At 72.7% G+C, this 25,467-nt stretch carries 19 protein-coding genes, 1 tRNA gene and 1 pseudogene; 4 read left to right on the top strand and 17 right to left on the bottom strand.

Annotated features, from left to right (window positions below; translation table 11 throughout):
• Window positions 1–100 precede the first annotated feature (100 nt).
• Window positions 101–1,552 (bottom strand): MFS transporter, encoded by a 1,452-nt coding sequence (locus ACH4LD_RS00405; protein WP_398053028.1) that lies wholly within the window; start codon window positions 1,550–1,552, stop codon window positions 101–103.
• A 177-nt stretch (window positions 1,553–1,729) separates the two neighbouring features.
• Here ACH4LD_RS00405 and ACH4LD_RS00400 point away from each other — a divergent pair.
• From ACH4LD_RS00400 to ACH4LD_RS00390, 3 genes are all read left to right on the top strand, one after another.
• Window positions 1,730–1,801 (top strand) — tRNA-Cys (locus ACH4LD_RS00400).
• Between the two features lie 251 nt (window positions 1,802–2,052).
• Window positions 2,053–2,481, top strand: a complete 429-nt coding sequence (locus ACH4LD_RS00395; RefSeq protein WP_132786010.1) for a hypothetical protein — start codon at window positions 2,053–2,055, stop codon at window positions 2,479–2,481.
• Window positions 2,478–5,273: a tetratricopeptide repeat protein gene (locus ACH4LD_RS00390; protein ID WP_398053027.1), complete on the top strand. Its 2,796-nt coding sequence runs from the start codon at window positions 2,478–2,480 to the stop codon at window positions 5,271–5,273. Before ACH4LD_RS00395 ends, ACH4LD_RS00390 begins: the two co-directional genes overlap by 4 nt.
• A gap of 120 nt (window positions 5,274–5,393) precedes the next feature.
• On the opposite strand, the pseudogene ACH4LD_RS00385 reads toward ACH4LD_RS00390, so the two are convergent.
• The 10 genes and pseudogenes from ACH4LD_RS00385 to ACH4LD_RS00340 form a co-directional block, all read right to left on the bottom strand.
• Window positions 5,394–5,795 (bottom strand): annotated as a pseudogene (locus ACH4LD_RS00385) (Scr1 family TA system antitoxin-like transcriptional regulator); the annotation flags it as partial.
• 92 nt (window positions 5,796–5,887) lie between these two features.
• Complete coding sequence (locus ACH4LD_RS00380) at window positions 5,888–7,045, bottom strand: SUKH-4 family immunity protein (RefSeq protein WP_398053026.1); 1,158 nt, start codon at window positions 7,043–7,045, stop codon at window positions 5,888–5,890.
• A 128-nt stretch (window positions 7,046–7,173) separates the two neighbouring features.
• Window positions 7,174–7,776 (bottom strand): AAA family ATPase, encoded by a 603-nt coding sequence (locus ACH4LD_RS00375; protein ID WP_398053025.1) that lies wholly within the window; start codon window positions 7,774–7,776, stop codon window positions 7,174–7,176.
• 33 nt (window positions 7,777–7,809) lie between these two features.
• Entirely contained in the window at window positions 7,810–7,938 is a 129-nt protein-coding gene (locus tag ACH4LD_RS00370; protein ID WP_398053024.1) for a hypothetical protein, read from the bottom strand.
• Window positions 7,935–10,244: a xanthine dehydrogenase family protein molybdopterin-binding subunit gene (locus ACH4LD_RS00365; RefSeq protein WP_398053023.1), complete on the bottom strand. Its 2,310-nt coding sequence runs from the start codon at window positions 10,242–10,244 to the stop codon at window positions 7,935–7,937. The genes ACH4LD_RS00370 and ACH4LD_RS00365 overlap by 4 nt, the downstream gene beginning before the upstream one ends.
• Window positions 10,241–12,412, bottom strand: coding sequence for a 2Fe-2S iron-sulfur cluster-binding protein (locus ACH4LD_RS00360; RefSeq protein ID WP_398053022.1), 2,172 nt, complete (start codon window positions 12,410–12,412; stop codon window positions 10,241–10,243). Before ACH4LD_RS00360 ends, ACH4LD_RS00365 begins: the two co-directional genes overlap by 4 nt.
• Window positions 12,409–13,302 (bottom strand): xanthine dehydrogenase family protein subunit M, encoded by an 894-nt coding sequence (locus ACH4LD_RS00355; RefSeq protein WP_103810105.1) that lies wholly within the window; start codon window positions 13,300–13,302, stop codon window positions 12,409–12,411. The genes ACH4LD_RS00360 and ACH4LD_RS00355 overlap by 4 nt, the downstream gene beginning before the upstream one ends.
• 252 nt (window positions 13,303–13,554) lie before the next feature.
• Window positions 13,555–15,192 carry a beta-N-acetylhexosaminidase gene (locus ACH4LD_RS00350; protein WP_398053021.1) on the bottom strand — a complete coding sequence of 546 codons (1,638 nt, stop codon included), beginning with the start codon at window positions 15,190–15,192 and terminating at the stop codon, window positions 13,555–13,557.
• A gap of 205 nt (window positions 15,193–15,397) precedes the next feature.
• The gene (locus tag ACH4LD_RS00345; protein WP_030651613.1) at window positions 15,398–15,679 is read right to left on the bottom strand and encodes a DUF3039 domain-containing protein; all 282 of its coding nucleotides are present in this window, start codon (window positions 15,677–15,679) and stop codon (window positions 15,398–15,400) included.
• Window positions 15,680–15,708: 29 nt separating this feature from the next.
• Window positions 15,709–16,281 carry a YqgE/AlgH family protein gene (locus tag ACH4LD_RS00340; RefSeq protein WP_132786001.1) on the bottom strand — a complete coding sequence of 191 codons (573 nt, stop codon included), beginning with the start codon at window positions 16,279–16,281 and terminating at the stop codon, window positions 15,709–15,711.
• A 278-nt stretch (window positions 16,282–16,559) separates the two neighbouring features.
• Here ACH4LD_RS00340 and murA point away from each other — a divergent pair, with 278 nt between their 5' ends.
• On the top strand, window positions 16,560–17,900 hold the full coding sequence (gene murA / locus ACH4LD_RS00335; protein WP_103810102.1) for a UDP-N-acetylglucosamine 1-carboxyvinyltransferase: 1,341 nt from the start codon (window positions 16,560–16,562) through the stop codon (window positions 17,898–17,900).
• 181 nt (window positions 17,901–18,081) lie between these two features.
• On the opposite strand, the gene ACH4LD_RS00330 is transcribed toward murA, so the two are convergent.
• From ACH4LD_RS00330 to ACH4LD_RS00305, 6 genes are all read right to left on the bottom strand, one after another.
• The gene (locus ACH4LD_RS00330; RefSeq protein WP_014673024.1) at window positions 18,082–18,363 is read right to left on the bottom strand and encodes an HU family DNA-binding protein; all 282 of its coding nucleotides are present in this window, start codon (window positions 18,361–18,363) and stop codon (window positions 18,082–18,084) included.
• Window positions 18,364–18,684: 321 nt separating this feature from the next.
• Window positions 18,685–20,100 carry an NAD-dependent malic enzyme gene (locus ACH4LD_RS00325; protein ID WP_398053020.1) on the bottom strand — a complete coding sequence of 472 codons (1,416 nt, stop codon included), beginning with the start codon at window positions 20,098–20,100 and terminating at the stop codon, window positions 18,685–18,687.
• Between the two features lie 377 nt (window positions 20,101–20,477).
• Window positions 20,478–22,811: a HelD family protein gene (locus ACH4LD_RS00320; RefSeq protein ID WP_398053019.1), complete on the bottom strand. Its 2,334-nt coding sequence runs from the start codon at window positions 22,809–22,811 to the stop codon at window positions 20,478–20,480.
• Between the two features lie 276 nt (window positions 22,812–23,087).
• Window positions 23,088–23,867, bottom strand: a complete 780-nt coding sequence (locus ACH4LD_RS00315) for an anti-sigma factor family protein (RefSeq protein WP_398106150.1) — start codon at window positions 23,865–23,867, stop codon at window positions 23,088–23,090.
• Window positions 23,868–23,917: 50 nt separating this feature from the next.
• Window positions 23,918–24,502, bottom strand: coding sequence for a sigma-70 family RNA polymerase sigma factor (locus ACH4LD_RS00310; RefSeq protein ID WP_009188888.1), 585 nt, complete (start codon window positions 24,500–24,502; stop codon window positions 23,918–23,920).
• Between the two features lie 229 nt (window positions 24,503–24,731).
• Window positions 24,732–25,325: a CGNR zinc finger domain-containing protein gene (locus ACH4LD_RS00305; RefSeq protein WP_398053018.1), complete on the bottom strand. Its 594-nt coding sequence runs from the start codon at window positions 25,323–25,325 to the stop codon at window positions 24,732–24,734.
• Window positions 25,326–25,467 lie beyond the last annotated feature (142 nt).

Below are 25,467 nucleotides of genomic sequence, written 5' to 3'. Positions count from 1 at the left end.
GTCACCAGCCCACCGGAGTCATCGCAGCCCACCGCACTGCACGGAACCGCACTCACCGCCCCACGGCACTCTTCCCCCCCGGCACCCACCGCCCCGGCACTCACCGCGCCGACGCCGGCTCCGGCCGTTCCCGCACCCGCGTGGTCACCCAGGCACCCACCACCGCCACCACCGACATCGGCAGGAAGACGGCGGCGAAGGCCGCGGGATGCCCGCCCCCGGCCCCCGTGGTGTGCGCGGTGCTGCCGCCGCCCAGGGCCGCGAAGGCCGCGCCGGTGGCCGCCAGGAGGACGACGTTGGAGAGGGCGTCGGAGATCTGGAGCGCCGCGGAGTTGGCGCCGGCCTCCTCCGGGGCGGACAACTGGAGCAGCAGCACGCTGGTGGAGGAGATCACCAGGCCCATCCCGAAGCAGCCGACGCCCCAGGCGACGGCCACGCTCCACACGGGCACGGAGTGCAGGAGCACGCTCGGCGCGGTGACGATGGCGGCGGCGACCAGCACCATCCCCAGGGTCATCAGCCGCTCCCGGTACGGCGCCAGGCGCGGCCGGGACTGCACGAACGAGCCCAGCGCCCACGTCCCGCCGCCGGCCGCCAGCGAGAACCCGGCGAGCGTCGGGGACAGCCCGCGCTGGGTGACCAGCATCAGCGGCACGAAGGACTCGGCGGCGATGAAGGACCCCGCGGCGAGTCCGCGCAGCAGTACGACGCTGGGCAGGCCGCGGGCGGCCCGGTAGGTGCCGTGGGGCAGCAGCCCGAGCACGGCCGGCACCAGCAGGGCCGCCCCGGCCAGTCCCGGGAGCAGGGCGAGGGGCCGTAGATCCTGGGCGGCGTACTGGAGGAGCCCGGCGCCGAGGGAGATCCCGAAAGCGAGCCCGGTCCGCCGCCGGTCGAAGGAGCCGGCGCCGGCCTCCGTGTCCACCGGGCCGGCCGCCCGCCGCCGTATCTGGGGCAGGGCGAGGGCGAGGGGGAACACGACGAGGGCCGGGATGCCGAGGAAGACCCAGCGCCAGCCGAGGTGCTCGGTGACGGCGCCGGAGGCGAGGGGTCCGACGATCGAGGGGACGACCCAGCCGGCGGCGAAGGAGGCCATGATCGCGGGCCGCAACCGCTCCGGATAGGCGCGTCCCACGACGACGTACAACGCCACGATGACCAGCCCGCCGCCGAGCCCCTGCACGGCGCGCCCCAGGATGAAGATCCACATGACCTGCGCGGTCCCGGCGACGACGAGCCCCACCGCGAAGGCCGCGATACCGGTCGTCAGCGCCCCGAGCGGACCCCTCCGGTCGGACCACTGCCCGGCGAGCACCATCCCGAAGAGGCTGGTGGTGAAGTACCCGGAGAAGGCGAACGCGTACAGCGCCAGTCCGTCCAGCTCCCGCGCGGCGACCGGCATGGCGGTCCCCACGGCCGTCGCCTCGAACGCGATGAGCACCACGACGGACACGATCCCGACACTGAGCGCCCGGTACGCCCTGCTCAGCACACCGCCGTCCTGCTCGGCGGGCGGATCGAGGACATCGGGCTCACGGGATCCAAGGGCACTCATGTGCGACAGAGTAAGGCCCACAACCGACTTTGGCCCCTGTCAGGAGTCCGACCGGCGGTACGCCCTTGGTCGTACGTCCCGCCCCGCTTCGTGAACGGCACATGGCAGTCCCGTTGCGGCACCCTCACTGTCCTTGAGCCCCTTACGGCCCGCCCCGTACGTTCTTCTCACGAACACGGCCGTGTGCCCGAGTGGTTCAGGGACTCGCCTGCAAAGCGAGTTACGCGGGTTCGATTCCCGCCACGGCCTCTGATGCCTTCGGTTCGTGCCGTCGCTCGTCCGTCGCGGTTCTCCGATGCTGGCTGCGACCGTGCTCGTCCGGGAAGAGCGGCCGGTTCCCCTCCCGGCTCTTCCCGGCCGCCGCCCGCCGTCCGTCTGCCGACCCGGAACCGGAACGAGATCGATCATTTCGAACATCTCCGGCCACGTGCGTCGCCGGTTCCCTACGCTGGGCCCACTCAGTCGTCTGCGTGCCCCGGCACGAGCTTCGAGGGGGGTCCATGGAACTCGACACGTTCATGCAGCTGGCCGGCCCGACCATCGGCGCCGCGATGTCCGCCTACGGCGTCGCGGTACTGACTCAGGCCGAGGACGCGGCGGCGGGGGCGACCGTGAACCTGGGGCGGCGCATCCTCCAGCGTGTGTGGCAGCGGCGCGACGAGCGGCAGCGTGAGGTGCTGGAGGCGGACGTCCGCGAGGCGGCGGAGGAGAGCGAGGACGCCGACGCCCAGGCCACTCTGCGGCAAGCCGTCAAGCGCACCCTGCGGGAGCACCCGGAGCTGTTGGCGGAGCTGGCCGAGCTGCTGCCGCGGCCGGAGCCGCAGCCGGCCCACGTCACGGTGTCGGGCCCGGGCTCCGTGGTCAACCCAGGCGTCAACTACGGGTCGATGACCTCCACCACCACGATCCACGGCGGCAACTCCCAGTGACATCGGCGCCGTTCGATCTCAGCGGTACCGGGCAGGTCATCAACTTCGGCATCAACACCGGCGAGATGCACAGCACGGTCACGACGGTCGTGCTGTCGGCCGAGGCGCTGCGATCGGCTGCCGACGCTCGGGCCGAAGGAGTCGTCCACCTGGACCAGCCGCCGAGCCACCGCTTCACCGGACGACAGCACGAACTCGCCTCGATCCGCGACATGCTGACCGCCGAGCGCGCCGGTCCGGGTGTGTCTGCCGTGGTCGTCCACGGGCTGGGCGGGGTCGGCAAGAGCGCACTGGCGCGGCAGTACGTCCACACCTTCCGGGAGACGTACGACCTGGTCTGGTGGATCGACGCCTCCTCCCCGGGGAAGATCGAGGAGGCCCTGGCCGGCATCGCCCGGCTCCTGAGCCCCGTCTGGGCCGGAACGGCGCAAGAGCCCGAGCTCACCTCGTGGGCCCTCGCCTGGCTTCAGCGCCACACCACATGGCTGCTGGTGTACGACAACGTCGAGGATCCCGCGCTTCTCAGACCCTTCCTGGGCAGTCTCGGCAGCGGACACCACCTGATCACCAGCAGGCTGGCCGACGATTGGGACGACCTCGGCGCCGTCGGCAGCGCACTGCTCCCGCTCCGCGTTCTCCCACGGGGCGAGGCGGCGGACCTCCTGTGGTCCTGGGTGTCCGAAGGGGACCCGTCCGACGCATCGCGGTGGCAGACCGGGCAGCTGGCCCGGGAGCTCGACGGCCTCCCGCTCGCCTTGGACCAGGCCGGCGCCTACTTGAAACGGACCCGCACCACGGTCGCGGCCTACCGGCTCCGCCTCGGACTCCACCTCTCCAGAACCCCTGCGCGCAGGGACCCGCGACAGACCGTCGCCCGGATCTGGCAGGTGACCCTGGCGGCGATCGCCGACGACGACCCGTCGGCGGTCGAACTCCTCTACGCCCTGGCCTGGCTGGACCCCGACGGGTGCCCACGCGACCTGGTCACCCGACTGGCGCCGGACGAGATCGCGGCTGACGACGCCCTGGGTGTCCTGCACGCCTACAGCATGATCACCTTCACCGGGCGGGACGTAGCCGTCCACCGCCTGGTGCAGAGCGTGCTTCGCGCCGACGCCGTCACCGCGGCACAGCGCGCCCACCCGGGCGAGTCCGCGCCCGGCCGGCCGCGCGGGCGGCACGAGGCCGAGCAGGCACTGCTCCAGGCGGTCCACCCGAGGGGAGCGGACCAAGCGCACGACGCCCACGAACTCGCGCGCCTCGCCGGACAGGTGTGCGCACTGGCGGCGACCGACCCGAAGGACTGCTACAGCACGCCGGTGTCCGCGCTCTACGTGAGCACCGCCGTGCACCTGGAAGGCCAGGGCCTGAGCACCCGGACGCTGCGGTTGTACGAGGCGTACAGCGCTCAGATCGAGCGCGTATTCGGCCACGACCACCCGTACGCGCTGGTGGCCCACTGCGCTGTGGGCAGGGTGTACGAGACGGTGGGTCGCCTGGACGACGCCGTCAAGATCCTGCAACCGGCCCTTGAGCAGAGCCTGCGGGTCCACGGCCCCGGACATCTCACCACCCTGAATCTCCGCAGCAGGCTCGCCTCCGCCCACAGGTCCGCCGGGAGACTGGAACGGGCGATCGACGAGTACGAGACGGCCGCAGCTGCGAGCAGGGACGCCCTCGGCCCCGATCACCTCAAAACCCTGACCCTGCAAGGTGACCTGGCGGGCGCCTACGAGTCGGCCGGCCGTATCGGCCAGGCGATCGGGATCTACGAGGACATCGTCCAGCGGGATGTCGACACGTCCGGCTACGAGAACCTGGTGCCCTCGCTGAAACTCAACGGGTTGCGGCTGCGCAACAACCTCGCCGGGGCATACGAGAGCGCCGACCGCCTCCAGGAGGCCATCGCCCTGTACAAGGAGGTCCTGGCCGGCTTCGAAGATGTCTGCGGCTCCGACCACCCGGACACCCTCAGCTGCCTGGGCAATCTCGGATACGCCTACGAGTCGGCCGGAGATCCGGGCCGGGCGCAGGAGGTGTACCAGGAGGTCCTGAGACGACGGGAGCAAGCTCTCGGCGAGGAACACCCCGACACCCTGCTGAGCCGCAGCAACCTCGCCTACCTCTGCCTGGTGACGGGCGACGTCCCGACCGGGCTCGATCTGTGCCGGACGACACTGGTGCAGCGCACGGGCGTCCTCGGCCCTGAACACCCTGACACCCTGGTCAGCCTCAGCATGCTCGCCTCGGCCCATGACGCGGCCGGGGAACCGGAGCACGCGGTCCCCCTCTTCGAGGAGACCCTCCGCCTGCGCCGGAAGGTGCTCGGCGATGCTCACCCCGACACGTTGCGCAGCCTGATGAACCTCGCCACCTGCTTCCACAAGCTGGGGGACGCCGCCCGTGCCGTCCCCCTCCTCGAAACCGCGCTGGCCGAACAGGAACGGCTGCTCGGAGCCGAGAGCCGGGACGCCCTGATCAGCCGCAACAATCTCGCGGCGGCCTGCCGGGCGGCAGGTGACCTGGATCGGGCACAAGCGCTGTTCACCACCGTCCTGGAGCAGCGCACACGGATTCTGGGCCCGGACCACCTGGACACCCTCAGCAGCCGCGCCGGCCTGGCCCGGGTGTACGAGGCGTCAGGCGAACTCGACCGAGCGGTCCCGCTGTACGAATCCACACTCGCCCGTCTCACCGAGCTGGTCGGCACAGACCATCCCGTCACCAGTCTGGTGGCAGGCCTCCTGACGGAGGCGTCGCGCAAGAGGAAGCAGGACTGCCCGCAGCCGTGACGCGGGGCGACCCCCGGAGCCGATCCAGGACGTCGGCCTCTCAGCGCGGTACTCCAGTGATCGCATTGCGACCGGCGAGTTACGCGGGTTCGATTCCGGCCACGGCCTTTGACGCCTTGGCCAGGCGAACGAGAGGGCGGCGCCTCCGACTTGGCGGCGTAGCGGCGCCTCCTCCAGCACGAAGTGGATCGATGGGGCCGGTACGCGTTCGAATACCGACCTCCGGGCCGAGCGGGCGGCCACCATGCGTTCCACGTCGTCCGGCGAGTACGGCGGCTGCGCTGCCCCGATCACGGCTCGCGCGTGCCCGGCCGTCTGCAGAAGTCCGGCGATGATGTTGCACTCGTACAGGCCGATCTCGACCGCCTCGGCCTTCATCTCCGCCGGGGCCCGCACTTTCTTCGGGTAGCGGACCTTCTGAACGTCCTCCTTCATCGCCGAGAGCAGGCCGCCGGCCCCCAGGACGTCATCGGCCCTGTCCAAGTACTCGGGCCGGGGAATCCGCCTACCGCTCTCGATCCTGTCACCGTGCGTGTCCGCATCGTCACGGTTCACGGTAGGGATGTGCGGCCACGCCAAGTGACCGGAATCGGGAGAATCACTGCGGTCGGATCTCAGAACACCCCGCCCGTCTCGTCCTGGAAAAGGTTCGTCCAGTAGTGCCAGGTCGTCTCCGGTGCGGTGCCCGTCGGGTCGATCGAGTGGAGGGTGTGGATCATCAGGGCGACCAGGTGGTCGTAGGCGTGGGTGGACAGTTCGTGGGCCAGGTGGGCGTCGATCGTGCGCTCGTGGTGGATGAGCCACAGGGTGAAGGCCAGGGTGGAGACGTCGGTGTTGAGGGGGTAGAGCGTCGCCTCCGGCTCGTTGAAGGTGAGGACCGCGCCCGTTCTGCCGTCGATCACCAGGCTGTTGTCCTCCAGGAGGTGACCGAGGCGGATCAAGTGGTCGCAGTGGGCCGGGAGTTCGGCGAGGGGGTAGTCGGGGCGTTCCTGGGTGAAGTACTCGCGGAGCGTGGGGAGCGGGACGTCCGTGTCGGCGTGGAAGAAGACCGCCTCCTCCGGCAGGCCCGTCTCGCGCAGGAAGCGGCGGGTCGGCTCGTGGGTGAGCGTCTTCGGGAAGTCGACCTCCTCGAAGCGGGCCACCCTGCCGTGCCCGAACTGCTGGTCCAGGACGCGTGCCGGGACGTCCAGGGTGAGGCCCGACGCCGTGCCGGGGCCGGCGATGAGGGAGAGCGGGCGGATCAGGGCCGCCGCCTTCCAGTACGGCGGGACCTCGCCGTCCGTGCCCTCCTCGAAGAGGGTGAGGAGGCGGCGGGACGCCTCGGTCACGGTCCTGGGGCCGTACTGCCCCGCCAGGGAGGCGAACCGGCCGCGCAGGCCCGCCAGTTCCTCGGTGACCGCGGCGAAGCGCAGCAGCGTGTTCAGGGAGGGCGCGAAGGGGCGCGGGTGGGACGGGTCGAAGAGGTAGGCCGTCGTGAGCTCGCCCGTGGCGCCGTCGAGCAGGATCGACCGGCGCTCCATGCCGGCCGGGGTGAGCAGTTCGCCGATGACCAGACGGCCGCGCAGCTCCTCCGCCAGGTGGAAGGGGCTGTCGGCGGCGTCGGCGAGTGTGCGCAGGCCGTACGTGCGCAGCGGGGAGAAGGTCAGCAGGGCGGTCTCCGTGGGCAGTCCGGCGCCCGCGAGGAGGCCGCGCGTCGGCGCGTGCGTGACGTAGCGGTCCAGTTCCGCCTCGGTCAGCGTGATCGCCGGAACTTCGGCGTCCGTCGTGCTCATCGCTCCCCCGCGATCTCCCGGTGCGTGGCAGGCACGCGTACCCCGTCGTACGCGGCCTCCGGGCAGGTGCCCCCCACTTCCGAGCACACTACGCCGCCCCACTGACAACGACCTCACGAGGAAAGACGTCAGGCGACCCGCGCCCGTTGCGCGTCCGCGAGAATCGCCTCGACCGTCTCGTGCGGCGTCCAGCCGGACGTGTCCAGCCAGAGGCCGATGCGCGGGGTGCGCAGACGCAGTTCGTCGTCCAGGGCGGCCACGGTCCATCCGCCGCCGTACCCGGTCTTCGCCCGGCCCGCCTCACGGGCCGCGACCTCCGCCGCGCCGGGCGCCAGAACCACCACGTACAGGGGGCGGGTGCGGACCAGGCCGACGTACGTCCGCAGGTGCTCGCCCAGGACGACGTCCTGCACCACCGCCGTGAAGCCCGCCGCCGCGTACCCGTCCGCCGTCGCCGCCGACAGCCGGTACCGCAGCCGCAGTTGGGCCACCGCCTCCCCGTCCACCCCGGACGCGCGCTCGCCGCCCGCCCCGGACGCGCGCTCCGCACCCGCCCTGGTCGTGGGTTCCCCGTCCTCCCCGGGAACGTACTCCACCCGCCCCGACACGATCATCCGGCGGAACGCGTCGCCCCGGACGTGCGCGGCGCGCGGCAGCGCCTCCGCCAGGCGCTGGGCCACCGTCGACTTGCCCGCCGCCATCACCCCGGTGACCAGGACGACACCGTCCATCAGGCCGCGTCCGCGTCCATCGGGACAAGCCCCTCAGGTGAAGTAGATCCCGCCCAGGACCACGGCCAGCGCCGCGACCACGAACAGCAGGACCCACAGGAACAACTTGCCCGCGCCCGGCGCGGGTTCATAGCGCGGCTCCCCGGGCGGCGGCGTGCTCACCGGTCCGTCACCACCGCGGCCTGCGGGCGGATCGGAAGGCGGTTGACCGGGCGGCCGGTGGCGGCGCGGACGGCGGAGGCGATGGCCGCCGGGGCCGTCACCACCGGGACCGCGCTGACGGACTTGGCGCCGAAGGGGGCCACCACGTCACGTTCCTCCACCAGTTTCACGATCCGGATGTCGGGGGCGTCCAGGGCGGTCGGCAGGGCGTAGCCGGTCAGGTCGGGATGGCGGATGAGGCCGCGGGGCGTGCGCAGGTTCTCGGTGAGGGCGATGCCCACGCCCTGGGTGACGCCCGCCTCGATGCGCGCGGCCAGCTGCGCGGGGTTGAGCACCCGGCCCACGTCCTGGGCGACCGCCAGCTCCACGACCCGGACCGAGCCCAGCTCGACGTCGACGTCCACCACCGCGCGGATCGCGCAGAAGGCGAGGCCCACGAAGGCGTCGCCCTGGCCGGAGGCGTTGAGGGGTTCGGTCGGATGCGGGCGGCACTGGGCGGTGGCCCACAGCTCCTTGCCCTCCATCGCCTCCGCGACGGTGGTCGACAGCACGCCGTCGTACGAGGTGATCTTGCCGTCCGTGATCTGGAGCAGTTCGGTGGACATGCCGAACTTGTGCGCCAGGGGCTGGAGGAGTTGCGTGCGGACCATCTTGGCCGCCCGTTCCACCGCGCCGCCCGACACCCAGGTGTGCCGGCCCCGGCAGCCCGCGCCGGCCGGCGGCTGGTCGGTGTCGACGGGGGCGACGTGGACCTCCTCGACGCCGAGGGTGTCCTGGACGATCTGCCGGGCCAGGGTGGTGAAGCCCTGGCCGGTCTCCACGGCCGCGCACAGCACGGTCGCGATGCCGTCGTGCACCTTCACGGTCGCGGTCGACACCTCGTCGGCGCCCTCCGCGCCGAGCATGTGGACCATGCCCAGGCCGTAGCCGACGCCCCGGCGCACCGCGCCCGGCTCGCCCGCTCCCTCGGGGCCGCCGGGCAGCAGCCACTCCTCCTCCGGGCTGTCCTTGGGCAGTGCCGGGAGCGGGAAGTCCCGGACGGCCTGGAGGAGTTCGGCGACCGGGGCCGGGCAGGTCACGGTCTGGCCGATCGGGAGCACGTCACCGGTGGCGAGGACGTTGCGCAGGCGCAGTTCGGCCGGGTCCAGGCCCAGCTTCTTCGCCAGCTTGTCCATCTGCGCCTCGTAGGCGGCGCACACCTGCATGGCGCCCTCGCCGCGCACATGGCCGGAGGGCGGGTTGTTGGTGCGGACGGCCCAGCCCTCGATGAAGGCGTTGGGGACGACGTACGGGCCGCACGCGAAGGAGACGGCGGCGGCCAGGGCGTCGGAGGACGTGTCGGCGTACGCGCCCGCGTCCAGCAGGATCTGCGCCTCGACCTTCACCAGCCTGCCCTCGGCGTCGGCGTGGTGGCGGTAGCGCAGCAGGGTCGGGTGCCGGTGGGCGTGGCCGAGGAAGGACTCCTCGCGGGTCGCCGTCAGCTTCACCGGGCAGCCGGTCTTCAGGGCGAGCAGGCCGAGCGGGAGCTGGAAGCCCTGGTCCTCGCGGTCGGCCGTGGCGCCGGGCACCCCGGTGACGACGATCTTCACCCGGTCGGGGGACAGGCCGTAGCAGGCGGCGGCCGTGTTGCGGTCGGTGTGCGGGTCGGTGGAGGCCAGGTACAGCTCCACCCCGCCGTCCGGGCGCGGTACGGCGAGACCGGCCTCGGCGCCGATCGGGGCCGGGTCCTGGCGGCCGATGCGGTACAGGCCCTCGACCACCACCTCGCCGGCCGCCTCCGGGTCGCCGTGGCGCAGCGGGATGTGCCGGATCAGGTTGCCGTCGGGGTGCAACGGCTCGGCCTCGAAGGCCTGTTCAGGGTCGGTGACCGGGTCCAGCACCTCGTACTCGACGATGACGGCGGCGGCGGCCATCCGCGCGGTGTCCGGGTGGTCGGCGGCCACAGCGGCGATGGGCTCGCCGTGGTGGCGTACGACCTCGGAGGCGAACACCGGGCGGTCGGGCGTGCCCCGGCCGTGGCGGGGGGTGCCGGGCACGTCCTCGTGGGTGACGACCGCGCGGACGCCGGGCATCTCGCGCGCGTGGGTGGTGTCGATGGAGACGATGCGCGCGTGCGCGTGCGGGGAGCGCAGGACGGCCGCCCACAGCAGGCCCTCGGCCCACAGGTCGGCCGCGTACGGGAAGGTGCCCTCGGTCTTGGCGCGGGCGTCGGCGTGCGGCAGGGAGGCGCCGAGGCCGTGCGGCAACTCCTCGGCGGCGGGTGCGGGTTCCGCGGCGGTGATCGCGGTGCCGGCTTCGTTGCTCACGCCTGGCCTCCGTCCTGGCCGTAGTGCTGGTCGTGCGGTCCGGGCGGCGTGCCGTACGGGTCCGGTGCGTCGTACCCGTCCGGTACGCCGTACGCGTCGGGCGTGTCGTACGTGTCCGGCGTGTCGTACGGGTTCGGCCGCTGCGGGGTGTCGAACGCGCCGGGCGCCTCGAACGCCGACGGGTGGACGCCGCCGGAGCCGGGGCCCGCCTGGTGCGGGATGCGCGCCTCCTCCGTGTCCGTCACGGGGCCCGCGTGGGACGCCTCGCGCTCGGCGACGACCTCCTTGACGGCCTCCAGGACGCCCCGGTAGCCCGAGCACCGGCACAGGTTGCCGCACAGGGCCTGCCGGGTCTCCAGCTCGGTCGGCGCGGGGTTGCCCTCCAGCAGGTCGTGCACGGTCATCGCCATGCCGGGCACGCAGAAACCGCACTGGACGGCTCCGCAGCGGGCGAGCGCGCGCTGTACGTCGGAGGGCTGCCCGTCGGCGGCCAGGCCCTCGACCGTGCGCACCTCGCTGCCGGCCGCGGTGACCGCCGGGACCAGGCAGGAGGCCACCAGACGGCCGTCGACCTGCACGTTGCAGGCCCCGCACTCGCCCTGCGAGCAGCCGTCCTTGGCGCCCGCGAGGCCGAGCCGCTCGCGCAGCACGTACAGCAGGGACTCGCCGATCCAGGCGTCGGTGACCGGGCGGTCGGTGCCGTTGACGCGCAGGACGTAGGAGGCGAGCGGGTGGTCGTCGTTCGGCGGGAGGGGTACGGCGGCCCCCTCGGCCTCCTCCTCGGCTCCGGTGCCTTCGGAAGGGTCGTCGGGCGCGGACGCGTCGACGGCGGGCTCGGGTGCGGCTGCCTCCGGCGGCGAGTCGGGGGTGCCGGGTGTGTCGGGGGCCGCGGAGTCTGCTGGTGCCACCGGCGCCTCCGCGTCGCCCGTCTCCGGCGTCGTGGCGGGCCGGGACGCGGTCGCCGGGCCTGCCGGTCGCCCGTGGTCCGCCGGGGCGTCAGCGGGGCGTGCAGAGGCGTCCGCGGGGTCGTGGGCGTCACCGGCGTGGGCGTCACCTTCCGGCGCCGTACCGGGCCCGGCCGACTCGTGTGCGGACGGGACCGGTTCGGCGGGCGCGGCCGTACCGGCGGGCGTGTCGGCGCCGGGGGCACCGGCGTGACCGGCGTCCTGACGGCCGGCCCCGTCGTGGCCGCCCTCGTCGTGACCGGCGCGCACATGACCGGCGTCCCGGCGCCCGTCCCCGTGATGACCGGCCGCGGCGCGAACGCCCTCCGCGTGACCGGCTCCGTCGTGCCCGCCCTCGTCGTGGCCGCCCTCGTCGTGACCGGCGTGCACATGACCGGCGTCCGGGTGCCCGCCCTCGTGATGACCGGCCCCGGCGCCAACACCCTCCGGGCGACCGGCCGGAGCGTGCCCGTACCCGTCCTCCGGGGCGTACGCCTCCACGGGGCCGTACCCGTCGTCCGGGACGTACGCGCCCTCGGGGCCGTACGCCTCCTCCGGTCCGTACCCGTCGTCCGCCCCGTACGCGTCCGGCGCGCCCGCCGGAGCACCACCCGCCGGAGCGTCCGGCGCGCCCCCGGAGGGATACGCGTGACCCGTGCCGTCCGTCGCCCAGGGCGCCGGCGCGCCGCCGGGCAGGGTGGCGGGCGGCGCGGCGCCCCACTGCTCGACCAGCGAGGACGTGGTGAACTCGCCGGACTCGTCCGGAAGGTCGCCCCCGGCGACGGGGATGGACCACTGCCCGGTGACGTCGTGCCCCGGGGCGGCCGGTGCCGCGGGCTCCTCGAAGGTCCAGTGCTGGGTGGCGGCGGGCTGGTAGGTGAACCGGTCGTCCGCGGCGTGCGGCGGGGCCGGCGTGGCGTTCGGGTCGGGCCACCGGCCGCCGCCGTCGGGCGCGGGCCAGGTGCCCGTGGTGCCGTCGGCGTGCGTGCCGTCGGCGTGCGTGCCGTCGGCGTGCGTGCCGTCGGTGTGCGTGGCCGTGATCCGCGGCGGCACGTAGCCGTGTCCGGGCGCGGCCAGCGGGCTGTCGCCGGACAGCAGGGCGTCGATGCCGCCCTCGGGGAGCTTGACGAAGGCGGTGGCGCCGTCGTCGTAGTCGCCCTGGGGCAACGGGTCCCAGCGTCCGCCGCCCTGGGGCGTGCCCTCTCCGTGCTGGTCGTCGGTCACGACAGCGCCCTCCCCAGTGCTCGTCGGGCCAGCGCGGCGACAGTGCGCCGCAGGTGCAGTACGGCGGGCGGAAGCGGGGTCACCGAGCCGTCGGGCTCGGGGGCCGGGTCGGGGATGCAGGCCGCGGCGACGTACTCGCCGAAGGCGTGCAGGGCCTCCGGGACGAGGGCGCGGTCGTTGTCCCAGTCGATCAGCTGGGCGACCCACTGCTCGGCTTCCAGCGGCCGGAGCGGCATCGGCGCTATGGCTCCGACGGCGCAGCGCACGCCGCGCCGGGCCGGGTCCAGGACGAGCGCCACGGAGGCGAGCGCGCGGCCGGGGCCGGTGCGTCCGGTCGCCTTCAGGAAGACCTGCGGGGCGTGCAGCAGCGGTACGCGCACGTAGCCGATGAGTTCGCCGCCGCGCAGCATCTCCACGCCGGCCAGCAGGTGCGACACCGGGATCTCCCGGCGGGCTCCGCCCGGGCCCGCGATGATCAGGGTCGCTTCCAGGGCGGCCAGCACCGGCAGCGCGTCCCCGGTGGGGGCGGCGGAGGCGATGTTGCCGCCCAGGGTGCCCGCGTTGCGGATGTGCGGGGGGCCCGCGGCGCGCGCGGCGGCGGCGAGCGCCGGGATCAGGGCCGCGAAGTCGGGGCGGCCCATGCGCGCGTGCGTGAGGCCGGCGCCGAGCAGCGCGTGGCCGTCCTGGTACTGCCAGCCGCGGATCTCGCTGATCCGGCCGAGGCCCACCAGGGCGGCGGGCCTGAGCTGTCCGGAGTTGACGGCGGCCATCAGGTCGGTGCCGCCCGCCACGGGGACGGCGGTGGGCATGGCGGCGAGGGCCGTCACGGCCTCGTCCAGCGTCGTGGGCAAGGTGACGGCCTGCGCCGCCTGCGGTGCGTGCGTGGTCAAACCGGCTGCCCCTTCCCGCTGCCCCACCTGGTCCCGCCTGTGTTGCCGTACGGTACGTGCTGACAGGGCGGACGACGCAACTCTGGCACATCTTCGCAACGCCCGAACGCAGGGGTCCGCTAGGAGGCATTCGCCCACCTCACCAGGGAGGTGGCCCGTTTTCGCACGGCATCACCGGTGTGCACGGATTGCCACTCTTCGGTGATGCTGCCGGGGTTTTTCCGTTGCCGGTCGGGGGCCGGTCCGGCGCTGTCACCTGTTCGGGGGCGGCCCCTCGATCGGGCGGCCGAGCACGCCGGGGCGCTTCTGCCACGGGCGGGGACCGGCCGGTGGCCGATAGGCGACGCCGAGGGCGTCAAGTCGCCGGTAGTGGGCGGCCATCCGGCGTTCGAAGCCGGCGTAGTCCCGGTCCGCGGGGGCCGGCAGCGGGCTCCAGGCGACCTCGGCGAAGGCGGCGAGCCGGGGGAAGGTCTGGTAGTCCACGCGCGCGGTGTCCTCCAGCACCTCGGTCCACACGTTGGCCTGGGTGCCCAGCACGTGCCGGGCCTCCTCGTCGGTGAGCCCGTCCGGCACGGGTTCAAAGCGGTAGACGTCCTCCAGGGTGCGCACGAAGCCGATCGGCACGGGCTCGTCCTCGCCCGGGGCCTGACGGTGGTCCAGGTACACGTACTGCTCGGGGCACATGACCACGTCGTGGCCGGCCCGCGCGGCGGCGACGCCGCCTCCGTAGCCGCGCCAGGAGGAGACGGCGGCGCCGGGCGCGAGGCCGCCCTCCAGGATCTCGTCCCAGCCGATGAGGCGGCGCCCGCGCGCGGCGAGCCAGGCGTCGAAGTGCCCGATGAACCAGGACTGCAACCCGTCCTCGTCACCGAGGCCGAGGTCGGCGATGCGGGTCTTGGCGGTGACGGACTCGGCCCACTGCTCCTTGCGGCACTCGTCGCCGCCGATGTGGACGAACTCCGAGAACGCGGCGGCGTCCGCGGGGAACAGCTCCAGGACCTCCTCGAACACCCCCTCGTAGAACCGCAGGGTGGCGTCGGTGGGGGCCAGGACGTTGGACGAGATGCCCCAGGTGTCCCAGACGGAGAGGGCGGTGGTGTCGATGACGTCGGTGTTGCCGAGTTCGGGGTACGCGGCGATGGCGGCCTGCGAGTGGCCCGGTACGTCGATCTCGGGGATGACGGCGATGTGCCGCTCGGCGGCGTAGGCGACGATCTCGCGGACGTCGTCCTGGGTGTAGTGGCCGCCGTGGGGTTTCTCCTCCCACAGCGGTGACGCCCGGTGGCCGAATTTCGTCCGCGTGCGCCAGGAGGCGACCTCGGTCAGCCGCGGATAGCGCTTGATCTCGATGCGCCAGCCCTGGTCGTCCGTCAGGTGCAGGTGCAGCACGTTGAGTTTGTGCGCGGCCATCAGGTCCAGGTAGCGCAGCACGCCCTCCTTGGGCATGAAGTGCCGGGCGACGTCGAGGAGCAGCCCGCGCCAGCGGAACCGGGGGGCGTCCTCGATGACCTGCTGCGGGACGCCGAGGGCGGTGTCCGGGCGCACGGGGGCGCGCCGGAAGGCGTCGGGGCCGAGGAGCTGGCGCAGGGTCTGCGCGCCCCAGAACACTCCGGCGGGTCCGCCGCCGCGGATCTCCACGCCCCGGTCGGCGGCGGCGCCGAGCCGGTACGCCTCCGGTTCCAGCGTGTCGTCCAGCAGCAGCCGCAGACCGTCGCGGGCGTCCCGCGGCCCGGGGCGCAGCGGCAGGCCCAGGGCCGCCCCGAGGGTGGCGCGCAGCCAGCGTTCGGTGCGCTCGGTGCCCGGGCCGGCCCACAGCGTGGTGTCCGGGCCGAAGGGTACGGCGGACCCCTCCGGTCCCTCGATCGCGCGCGGCGCCGGAATCAGTTCCACGACATCAGCCCCTCCCGCGTTGCATGTGACGCAACGCTCCTGTCGCCCTGCACAACGCGTGCCCGGTCCTCTCGAAGGCTAGGGACTGCCTGCGGACCCCACAAGAGGTCTGGACCACTCGGCGGCCGGAGAACACGAAGGTCCCCGGGACGCGCCTCGCGCGCGTCCCGGGGACCTCACCGTCGGCGGGCGGAAGGGGCGCGACCTACTTGTCGCCGCCCTTGCCCTCGTCGCCGCCGCTGCCCATGGACTCGTAGATCTCCTTGCACATGGGGCAGACGGGGTACTTCTTCGGGTCGCGGCCCGGCACCCAGACCTTGCCGCACAGCGCCACGACGGGGGTGCCGTCGAGGGCGCTCGCCATGATCTTGTCCTTCTGGACGTAGTGGGCGAAGCGCTCGTGGTCGCCGTCGCCGTGGGACACCTGTGGCGTCGGCTCTACGAGGGTCCCCGTACCAGTCCCGCGCTCGGGCTCAAGAGTGCTCATATCAGCAAGGGTACTGAAGCTCCCAGGCATCAGTTGAGCGAAGGGTCGTCCGGGTACGTGGCCACCATCGCCAGCTCGTTGCGCTGCCGGCGCAGCACCTCGCGCCAGAGTCTCTCCGGGGCCGGGGAGGAGACGTCGCCCGGCTCGGACTCGACGACGTACCAGGCGCCCTCCACCAGCTCGTCCTCCAGCTGGCCCGGGCCCCAGCCGGCGTACCCGGCGAAGATCCTCAGGGAGCCGACGACGGAGGCGAGCAGCTCCGGCGGGGCCTCCAGGTCGACCAGTCCGATGGCGCCGTGCACCCGCCGCCAGCCGAGCGGCGCGCCGTCCCCGTTCGCGCCGCCGGGGATGACGGCGACGCCGAGCGCCGAGTCCAGCGAGACGGGGCCGCCCTGGAAGACGACGCCGGGCTCACCGGCGAGGTCGGCCCAGTCCTCCAGGATGTCGCCGACGCCCACCGGGGTGGGCCGGTTGAGGACGACACCGAGGGAGCCCTCCTCGTCGTGGTCGAGAAGGAGCACCACCGCACGGTCGAAGTTCGGGTCCGCCAGGGCGGGGGTGGCCACGAGCAGCCGCCCTGTGAGCGAGGACACCTCGGTCATGCCAGACATGATCCCGCATCTTCCCCCGGAGTGGGGAGCCAATCGGGGGCACGGGAGTGAAGGCAGCTCAGGGCGTACGGGAGCGGCCCCGGCGCACGTGCCCGCGCCGGTGACCCCATGTGGCCGACAGGGAACGGTTCGTGTTGTGACACAGCTATGACGCGGCTGGGCGGTACTTGGACTTACGGGCGGGGGGTGATCGGCGATTACCCTGTCTTCCCGGCCCGTGCGCACAGTGATCGGCCGGCCCCTGACCAACTCATCGGAACGCGAGATTCATGACCGTCAACGACGATGTCCTGCTTGTCCACGGCGGAACCCCGCTGGAGGGCGAGATCCGTGTCCGCGGTGCGAAGAACCTCGTACCGAAGGCCATGGTCGCCGCCCTGCTGGGCAGCGAGCCGAGCCGACTGCGCAACGTTCCGGACATCCGTGACGTGCGGGTCGTCCGTGGTCTGCTCCAGCTGCACGGGGTGACGGTCCGTCCGGGCGAGGAGCCCGGCGAGCTGGTGCTGGACCCGACGCGGGTCGAGAGCGCCAACGTGGCTGACATCGATGCCCACGCGGGTTCCAGCCGCATCCCGATCCTCTTCTGCGGTCCGCTGCTGCACCGCCTCGGCCACGCCTTCATCCCGGGCCTCGGCGGCTGTGACATCGGCGGCCGGCCCATCGACTTCCACTTCGACGTGCTGCGGCAGTTCGGCGCGACCATCGAGAAGCGGGCCGACGGGCAGTACCTGGAGGCTCCGCAGCGGCTGCGCGGCACGAAGATCCGGCTGCCGTACCCGTCCGTGGGCGCCACCGAGCAGGTGCTGCTGACGGCCGTACTGGCCGAAGGCGTCACGGAGTTGTCCAACGCGGCCGTCGAGCCGGAGATCGAGGACCTCATCTGCGTGCTGCAGAAGATGGGCGCGATCATCGCGATGGACACCGACCGCACGATCCGCATCACGGGTGTGGACAAGCTCGGCGGTTACACCCACCGCGCCCTTCCGGACCGCCTGGAGGCCGCGTCCTGGGCCTCCGCGGCGCTCGCGACCAACGGCAACATCTACGTCCGCGGTGCCCAGCAGCGCTCGATGATGACGTTCCTGAACACCTACCGCAAGGTGGGCGGTGCCTTCGAGATCGACGACGAGGGCATCCGGTTCTGGCACCCGGGCGGCCAGCTGAAGTCGATCGCGCTGGAGACGGACGTGCACCCCGGTTTCCAGACCGACTGGCAGCAGCCGCTGGTGGTGGCCCTGACCCAGGCCACGGGCCTGTCCATCATCCACGAGACGGTCTACGAGTCCCGCCTCGGCTTCACCTCCGCGCTGAACCAGATGGGCGCCCACATCCAGCTCTACCGGGAGTGCCTGGGCGGCTCCGCCTGCCGCTTCGGCGCGCGCAACTTCCTGCACTCCGCGGTCGTCTCGGGCCCCACCAAGCTCCAGGGCGCCGACCTGGTCATCCCCGACCTGCGCGGCGGCTTCTCGTACCTCATCGCGGCCCTGGCGGCCGAGGGCACGTCCCGCGTCCACGGCATCGAGCTGATCAACCGCGGCTACGAGAACTTCATGGAGAAGCTCGTGGAACTCGGAGCGAAGGTCGAGCTGCCCGGCAAGGCGCTCGGCTAGGCGCCACGCACGTCGAAAGGGCGGCCTCCCGCGGAGGGAGGCCGCCCTTTCGACGTCTTGAGCGGTTCGCGCCCGAAGGGGCGCGGGGAACTGCGCGACCAGCCACGACCGGCCCGCAGTCACCCACGGCGCTCCATGCCGCGGCGCTCCAGTGGACGGCGCCGAAGCGGAGCGGTTCCGCTTACTTGCCCTTCGCCGCTTCCTTGAGCTTGGAGCCCGCGGTGACCTTCACGCTGAAGCCGGCCGGGATGTTGATGGGCTCGCCGGTCTGCGGGTTGCGCGCGGTGCGAGCGGCACGGTGGGTGCGCTCGAAGGTCAGGAAGCCGGGGATGGTGACCTTCTCGTCGCCCTTGGCGACGATCTCGCCGACGGTCTCGGCGAACGCGGCCAGCACGGCGTCGGCGTCCTTGCGGGTCACCTCGGCGCGGTCGGCCAGCGCGGCCACCAGCTCACTGCGGTTCATGTTGTTACTCCCGTGTTTTTCTTGCCGTTGGGGTGTGCCACGCGGCGGAGCCGCCCGAGGCACTGCGATGCCGATGCGCTCGCGCCCTTGGGGGTGCCCCCTGGAACGAAGTCCCGAGGGAGCATCCTGCCCCTACCTGCGGCGGGAAAGCCAATCCGGCACCCGTAGGAGTCGTGAGAACACCCTGGGGAGTCACACGAAAAGCGCCTGCTCGGCCGTCACCCTAGAGTGCGCCCGGCATCGCGGGGTTCCACGACGCGCCGGTGCGGGGGGCCGCCGTGGTGATGCTCACAGCCCCCTGCACATTACGCCACGCCCTGATCAGACGGTCGCCCCGGCCGCCTTGGCGGCCTCGCGGACCGCCCCGGCCACGGCGCCGGCGACCTTGTCGTTGAAGACGCTCGGGACGATGTAGTTCGGGTTCAGCTCGTCCTCGGTCACCACGTCGGCGAGGGCCTTCGCGGCGGCGAGCATCATCTCGGTGTTGACCGTGCGGGACTGGGCGTCCAGCAGGCCGCGGAAGACGCCCGGGAAGACCAGCACGTTGTTGATCTGGTTCGGGAAGTCGGAGCGGCCGGTGGCCACGACGGCCGCGGTCTGCCGGGCGATCGCCGGGTCCACCTCGGGGTCCGGGTTCGCGAGCGCGAACACGATGGCACCCTCGGCCATGGCGGCCACGTCGGCGCCGTCCAGGACGTTCGGGGCGGAGACGCCGATGAAGACGTCGGCGCCGCGCACGGCCTCCTTCAGGGTGCCGGTGAGGCCCTCGGGGTTGGTGTTGTCGGCGATCCAGCGCAGCGGCGAGTCGGCCGGGGCGTTCACCAGGTCCTCGCGGTCGGCGTGCACGACCCCGTGGATGTCGGCGACGACGGCGTTCTTCACGCCGGCGGCGATCAGCAGCTTGAGGATGGCCGTGCCGGCCGCGCCTGCGCCGGACATGACGACCCGGATGTTCTCGATCGTCTTGTTCGTGACCCGCAGGGCGTTGGTCAGCGCGGCGAGCACGACGATGGCGGTGCCGTGCTGGTCGTCGTGGAAGACGGGGATGTCGAGGGCCTCGCGCAGCCGGGCCTCGATCTCGAAGCAGCGCGGCGCGGAGATGTCCTCCAGGTTGATGCCGGCGAAGCCGGGGGCGATCGCCTTGACGATCTCCACGATCGCGTCGGTGTCCTGGGTGTCCAGGCAGATCGGCCAGGCGTCGATGCCGGCGAAGCGCTTGAAGAGGGCCGCCTTGCCCTCCATGACGGGCAGCGCGGCCTTGGGGCCGATGTTGCCCAGGCCGAGCACGGCGGAACCGTCCGTCACGACCGCAACGGAGTTGCGCTTGATGGTGAGGCGGCGGGCGTCCTCGGGGTTCTCGGCGATGGCCATGCAGACCCGGGCCACACCGGGCGTGTAGACCATGGAGAGGTCGTCACGGTTGCGGATGGGGTGCTTCGACGCCATCTCGATCTTGCCGCCGAGGTGCATCAGGAACGTACGGTCCGAGACCTTGCCCAGGGTGACGCCCTCGATGCCGCGGAGCTTCTCGACGATCTCCTCGGCGTGGGCCGTGGAGGTGGCCGCGATGGTGACGTCGATGCGGAGCTTCTCGTGACCGGACGCGGTGACGTCGAGGCCGGTCACCGAGCCTCCGGAGGACTCCACGGCGGTGGTGAGCTGCGAGACGGCGGTTCCGCTCGCGGGCACCTCCAGCCGGATCGTCATCGAGTAGGAGACGCTGGGCGCCGTTGCCATGGCCGACTTCCTCTGCTTTCACCGTGTCGCGGGTTGTGCCGTCCGATCGTCGCACCTACCGCTGAGTACGTGGTAGTCGCCCTGGGTTACGGACGTTGTGTTCACGCGGGGTTCCACGACAGGTGCTGATTTCGGAAAACGACTTCCACCATACGAGATTCGATCAGTGGAGGAAAGAGGCGCGCGGGGCAAAGAAAGAGACCCACGTCACTGGGTGACGTGGGTCTCTCACACGTTCATGACACCGACCCGCCATGCTCGCCTCGCGGCAAGTGGTCCCTCGAAGGGACGAAGGTTGGGCCCGGGGGCTTGGATCGGGCCGGTGCCACACCAAGGCTAACAAACGGATCCCGTAAGGCCATTCCCGTACGGGAGGTTCAGTCCCTGAGAAGATCCGGGACCCCCGACGCGTCCGGCTCGTCCCGCTCCCCCGACACCACCGTGAGCTGCTGGGTGGCCCGGGTCAGCGCCACGTACAGCACGCGCAGGCCGGCCGGCGACTCGTCGGCGATCTCCGCGGGCGAGACCACGACCGTCGCGTCGTACTCCAGGCCCTTGGCCTCCAGGCTGCCGAGGGCCACCACCCGGTCGCCGAGCCCGGCCAGCCAGCGCCGGGCCTCCTCGCGCCGGTTCATCGCGACGACCACGCCGACCGTGCCGTCCACCAGCCCGAGCAGCCGCTCGGCCTCCGCGCGCACGGTCCTCTCCAGCGAGTCCCGTACGACGGTGAAGCGCGGCTGTACGCCGGTGGAGCGCACCGCCGACGGGGCCTCGGAGCCGGGCATGGCGAGCGCCAGCACCCTGGCGGCCAGCTCGGCGATCTCGGCCGGGTTGCGGTAGTTCACGGTGAGCTGGAAGCGGCGCCGGGGCCGGGTGCCGAGGGCCTCGTCGCGGGCCTCGGCCGCCTCGTCCGGATCGGACCAGGAGGACTGCGCCGGATCGCCGACGACCGTCCAGGTGGCGTGCCGGCCGCGGCGGCCGACCATGCGCCACTGCATCGGCGTGAGGTCCTGCGCCTCGTCCACGATGACGTGCGCGTACTCGGTGCGCTCCTGCGCCAGCCGCTCGGCCCGCTCCCGCTGCGACTCCTCGCGCACCGGCATCAGCTCCTCCAGGCCGGTGAGCTGGTCCAGCGGGTCCAGCTCCCGCTTCCTGCGCGGCCGGGCCGGGGCGCCGAGGATCGCCTGGAGCTCGTCGAGCATGGCGACGTCGTGCACGGAGTACCCGTCCCGCCGCAGCGAGCGGGCGACCTTGCGGACCTCACCGGGGTTGAGGATCCTGCGGGCCCACCGGCCGAGCCGCTTCTCGTCGGCCATGGCGGCGAGCACGGCCTTCGGGGTCAGCTCGGGCCACCAGGCGTCGAGGAAGGCGATGAAGGAGTCCTCGCTGGTGATGTCCTCGTCGAAGGAGGAGCGCAGTTCGGCGGCCAGCTCCGGGTCGGTGTGCCGGGAGGCGGCGCCGGAGCGGTCCCACAGGGCGTCCAGGAGCAGCTTGCGGGCGCGCGGGCGGAGCATGTTGACGGGCGCGGTACCGCCGAGGGCGGTACGGCGGATGCGTCCCAGCTCCTCGGCCTCCAGTTCCAGGCGGCGCCCGAAGGCGACGACGCGAAGCCGGGCGGGCGGGCCGGTGACGGTGTCCCCCTCCGCAGCCGCCGGCCCCAGCTCCAGGGCGCCCCGGGCGGCCCTGCGCAGCACCTTCAGCATCCGGTACGAGCCCTTGGCGCGGGCCACCGCCGGGGAGTCGTACAGCGTGGCCTCCGCGCCGTCGACCAGCGAGCCGATCGCACGGATGGCGACCTGGCCCTCCTCGCCGAGCGAGGGCAGCACGCCCTCGGTGTAGGCGACGAGCAGCGGGGTCGGGGAGACGATGAGGATGCCGCCCGCGTAGCGTCTGCGGTCCTGGTAGAGCAGGTAGGCCGCGCGGTGCAGGGCGACGGCGGTCTTGCCGGTGCCCGGGCCGCCCTCCACGTAGGTGATGGAGGCCGCGGGGGCCCGGATGACCATGTCCTGCTCGGCCTGGATGGAGGAGACGATGTCCCGCATGGTGTGGCCGCGGGCCTGGCCGAGCGCGGCCATCAGGGCGCCGTCGCCGATGACGGGCAGCTGGTCGCCGTCGAGGAAGGCCGTCAGCTCGGGCCGCATCAGGTCGTCCTCCACGCCGAGGACCCGGCGCCCCTTGGAGCGGATGACCCGGCGCCGCACCACCCGTCCCGGCTCCACGGGCGTGGCCCGGTAGAAGGGGGCGGCGGCGGGGGCGCGCCAGTCGATGACCAGCGGAGAGTAGTCCTCGTCCAGGACGCCGATACGGCCGATGTGCAGCGTCTCGGCGATGTCGGCGGTGTTGTCCGGCCGCACGGCCCCCTCGGCCGGCTCGACCGCCGTGTAGGCCCCGTCGGGCCCCTTCTTGCCGTCCTTGCCGAGCAGCAGGTCGATCCGCCCGAAGAGGAAGTCCTCGAACTCGTTGTTGAGCCGGTTCAGGTGGATACCGGCCCGGAAGACCTGCGCGTCCCGTTCGGCGAGCGCGCCCGGGGTGCCCACCTGGCCGCGCTTGGCCGCGTCGTGCATCAGGAACTCGGCCTCGTGGATCTTCTCCTCCAGGCGCTGGTACACCCGGTCCAGGTGTTCCTGCTCGACGCTGATCTCCCGGTCACGGACGGAATCCTGTGCGTCGTGTACCGAGCCGACCGCGGACTGCTGTACCTGAGCGGCCACCGGGCCCCCTTCTGACGTGCTGGGCAGCCGTCAACCGTACGCGAAGGGGGCCCGTCGAAGCTACGGGAGGTACTCCGGCGGCCTCCCGGGAGACGGCGCGGACGGACCGAGGCCCGCGGGCAGTGGGCGCGGGGAGTCCCCGCGCACCACGACGACACGCCGGGCGCGGCTACGGCGCGGCACCCGCCCGCGATCCGCCGGGAGCCCGGGGGGCGGGGACCGGGAGGGCGTCGGCGGCCCGGCGCACCCGTGGCTCGGCCCCGACCGCCGCGGGCGTCACGCGTCCACCTGGACCAGCTTCTTGCCCTCGAACGTCACCACCTCGAAGTGATCGATCTCGTTGGGCTGGAAGGCCGCGGCCCCGCCGATGTACAGCGGTTGCTTCGACTGCTCCGTCTTGGCGTCCGGGATGCCGTACCCCCAGTCCGGCACGGACCACGACGACATGGTCACGCGCTGCCCGTTCTTGGCGACGAGCACCAGGGAGCACTTCAGCGGGCCCTTGACGTTCTTCAGCTCCAGGACCGCCTGGGTGCCCCAGTCCTTCCCCGCCATGGCGACGGTCGCGCTGACGTGGGTCGACGCGTCCGTGGCGGACTTCTTGTCGGACATGGTCCGGAAGGTCGCCTGGGCCGGCGTCGCGGTGACCTGCCCGCCCCCGTCCGAGCCGCCGTTCACCGCCACCGCGGCCAGCGGCCCGGCGATGATCAGCGCGGCGGCCGCCGCGATCATGTACATGCTGCGCCGGCGCTTCCGGGCCCGCCGTTCGGCGACCTCGTCCACCAGCTTCTCCACCACCCGCGGGCTGGGCCTGGCGGACAGCGACTCGCCGATCGCGGGCGTGCTGCCGGTGCCCGGCAGGTCCGCGAGCGCGGCCAGCATCGGCTCCATCCCGGCCAGCTCGTCCAGTTGCTGGGCGCACCACTCGCAGCCGGCGAGATGGGCCTCGAAAGCGGTTGCCTCGGCGTCGTCGAGGATGCCGAGGGCGTAGGCGCCGACGGTCTCGTGCTCGCTCGGCACCGAAGATCCCTGACTGGGGCTCATGGGCCCAGACATACCCGGACCACCCGGTCCGAATCCCTGCATACCCCCGTACCCGCTGCTCATCACGCCGTCACCCCCCGCTCCTCCAGTGCCAGCTTCATCGACCGCAGGGCGTAGAACACCCGGGAACGGACAGTTCCGCTGGGTATGCCCAGTGTTTCCGCCGCCTCATTGACGGTACGCCCCTTGAAGTACGTCTCGACGAGCACCTCCCGGTGGGCCGGGGTCAGGTCGTCGAGCGCGTCCGACAGCGTCATCAGCCACAGCGCCTTGTCGATCTCGTCCTCCGCGGGGATGACCTCCAGCGGCGACGGATCGACCTCCTGCGGCCGGGCCTGCCGGCTGCGGTGGCCGTCGATGACGATGCGGCGCGCGACCGTCACCAGCCAGGGGCGTACCGAACCGGTCGCCCGATTGAGCTGACCGGCGTTCTTCCAGGCACGGATGAGCGTTTCCTGCACGACGTCCTCGGCGCGCTGCCGGTCACCGGCGACCAGCCGCAGGACGTACGCGAGCAGAGGTCCGGCGTGCTCCCGGTACAGGGCACGCATCAGCTCCTCATCCGGCTCCGAGGGCTGTGAGGACATGCGATGTCGGGCCCTCGCTCCACGTTCATTGGCCACGGCCGCATCCTTGCGCACGCCCACCTCCGGTGTCCGGGGGTTCCCCCAGTCGGTCGCTCGCCCACCCGTACGGACGGGGGCGGCCCGGTGTTCAAACCCGAGTGACAGATTTCTTGAGGCTGACGTGACGAGCGGGACATGCGCGCACATTCCCACCGCGCGATCTTCACATCTCCGACACGCGGGCGAACCCGGCGGGCGATTCCCGTGCACAGGCCATCCAAACCCGGTGTTGCAGAAATCACTCCTGCCTTCAGGCGCGCGCCAGCGCCGCCCGCCGCCGGTGCCGGGCGACCCGCTCCCGGTTCCCGCACACCTCGCTGGAACACCAGCGCCGGCGCCGGCCGCGGGAGGTGTCCAGGTACACCAGCGGGCAGTCGTCCCCCTCGCACTCCCGGACGGCGGCCCGCGCGACGGGGTCGGTGAGCAGCTCCACGGCGTCCCGGGCGACGAGGGCGAGCAGCGCCGCGGGGCCGGGCGGCCCGGCCAACCCCCGCACGAGCCCGCCGCCTTCCGTGGGTACGGCGACGGGCGCGGGGGGCACTCCCAGGGCGAGCTCGTTCACGCGCCCGAGCGCCCGCCCGTACGACGACGCGTCCCCGGGACCCGGCCCGCGGACCAACACCCCCACGCATCCGCGCAGTTCCCGGAACCCGGCCAGCCAGGACGCGTCGGCGTGACCGAGCGCCGTACCGTCGGGCACGAGTCCGGCGCTCCCGATCCACGCGCACAACGCGCCGACGCCGTCCAGCCGTTCGGCCGGATGCGTGGTGGCGAGGAGGTCCAGGCACACCCGCCCGGCGTCGAACCGCGGCGCGTACGCGGAGGGGGCGCTACCGAGTGCCATGTGCCAGTCACCGCCTGGGCAGGAACCGTGCGGGGTCTCTCCCACAGTGCCCGCGCGGAGGAGACACCGGAACCCCTCGCGCCGCGCTCGCGGTGGGATCCCGGGGGAATCCCGGGGGCCGCGTCCCGCCTGTCACGCGGAA

Source organism: Streptomyces sp. NPDC017676, from assembly GCF_044329325.1.
In the GTDB taxonomy this organism is placed as follows: domain Bacteria; phylum Actinomycetota; class Actinomycetes; order Streptomycetales; family Streptomycetaceae; genus Streptomyces.
The sequence above is the reverse complement of the archived record's forward strand: the minus strand, read 5'-3'. Positions and strand labels throughout refer to the sequence as shown.

Bases quoted from the DNA above. Each gene is read 5' to 3' on its own strand.
- ACH4LD_RS00405 (WP_398053028.1), bottom strand. From the start codon at position 1,552: ATGAGTGCCCTTGGATCCCGTGAGCCCGATGTCCTCGATCCGCCCGCC.
- ACH4LD_RS00395 (WP_132786010.1), top strand. From the start codon at position 2,053: ATGGAACTCGACACGTTCATGCAGCTGGCCGGCCCGACCATCGGCGCC.
- ACH4LD_RS00380 (WP_398053026.1), bottom strand. From the start codon at position 7,045: ATGAGCACGACGGACGCCGAAGTTCCGGCGATCACGCTGACCGAGGCG.
- ACH4LD_RS00375 (WP_398053025.1), bottom strand. From the start codon at position 7,776: ATGGACGGTGTCGTCCTGGTCACCGGGGTGATGGCGGCGGGCAAGTCG.
- ACH4LD_RS00345 (WP_030651613.1), bottom strand. From the start codon at position 15,679: ATGAGCACTCTTGAGCCCGAGCGCGGGACTGGTACGGGGACCCTCGTA.
- ACH4LD_RS00340 (WP_132786001.1), bottom strand. From the start codon at position 16,281: ATGACCGAGGTGTCCTCGCTCACAGGGCGGCTGCTCGTGGCCACCCCC.
- murA (WP_103810102.1), top strand. From the start codon at position 16,560: ATGACCGTCAACGACGATGTCCTGCTTGTCCACGGCGGAACCCCGCTG.
- ACH4LD_RS00330 (WP_014673024.1), bottom strand. From the start codon at position 18,363: ATGAACCGCAGTGAGCTGGTGGCCGCGCTGGCCGACCGCGCCGAGGTG.
- ACH4LD_RS00325 (WP_398053020.1), bottom strand. From the start codon at position 20,100: ATGGCAACGGCGCCCAGCGTCTCCTACTCGATGACGATCCGGCTGGAG.
- ACH4LD_RS00315 (WP_398106150.1), bottom strand. From the start codon at position 23,867: ATGTCTGGGCCCATGAGCCCCAGTCAGGGATCTTCGGTGCCGAGCGAG.
- ACH4LD_RS00305 (WP_398053018.1), bottom strand. From the start codon at position 25,325: ATGGCACTCGGTAGCGCCCCCTCCGCGTACGCGCCGCGGTTCGACGCC.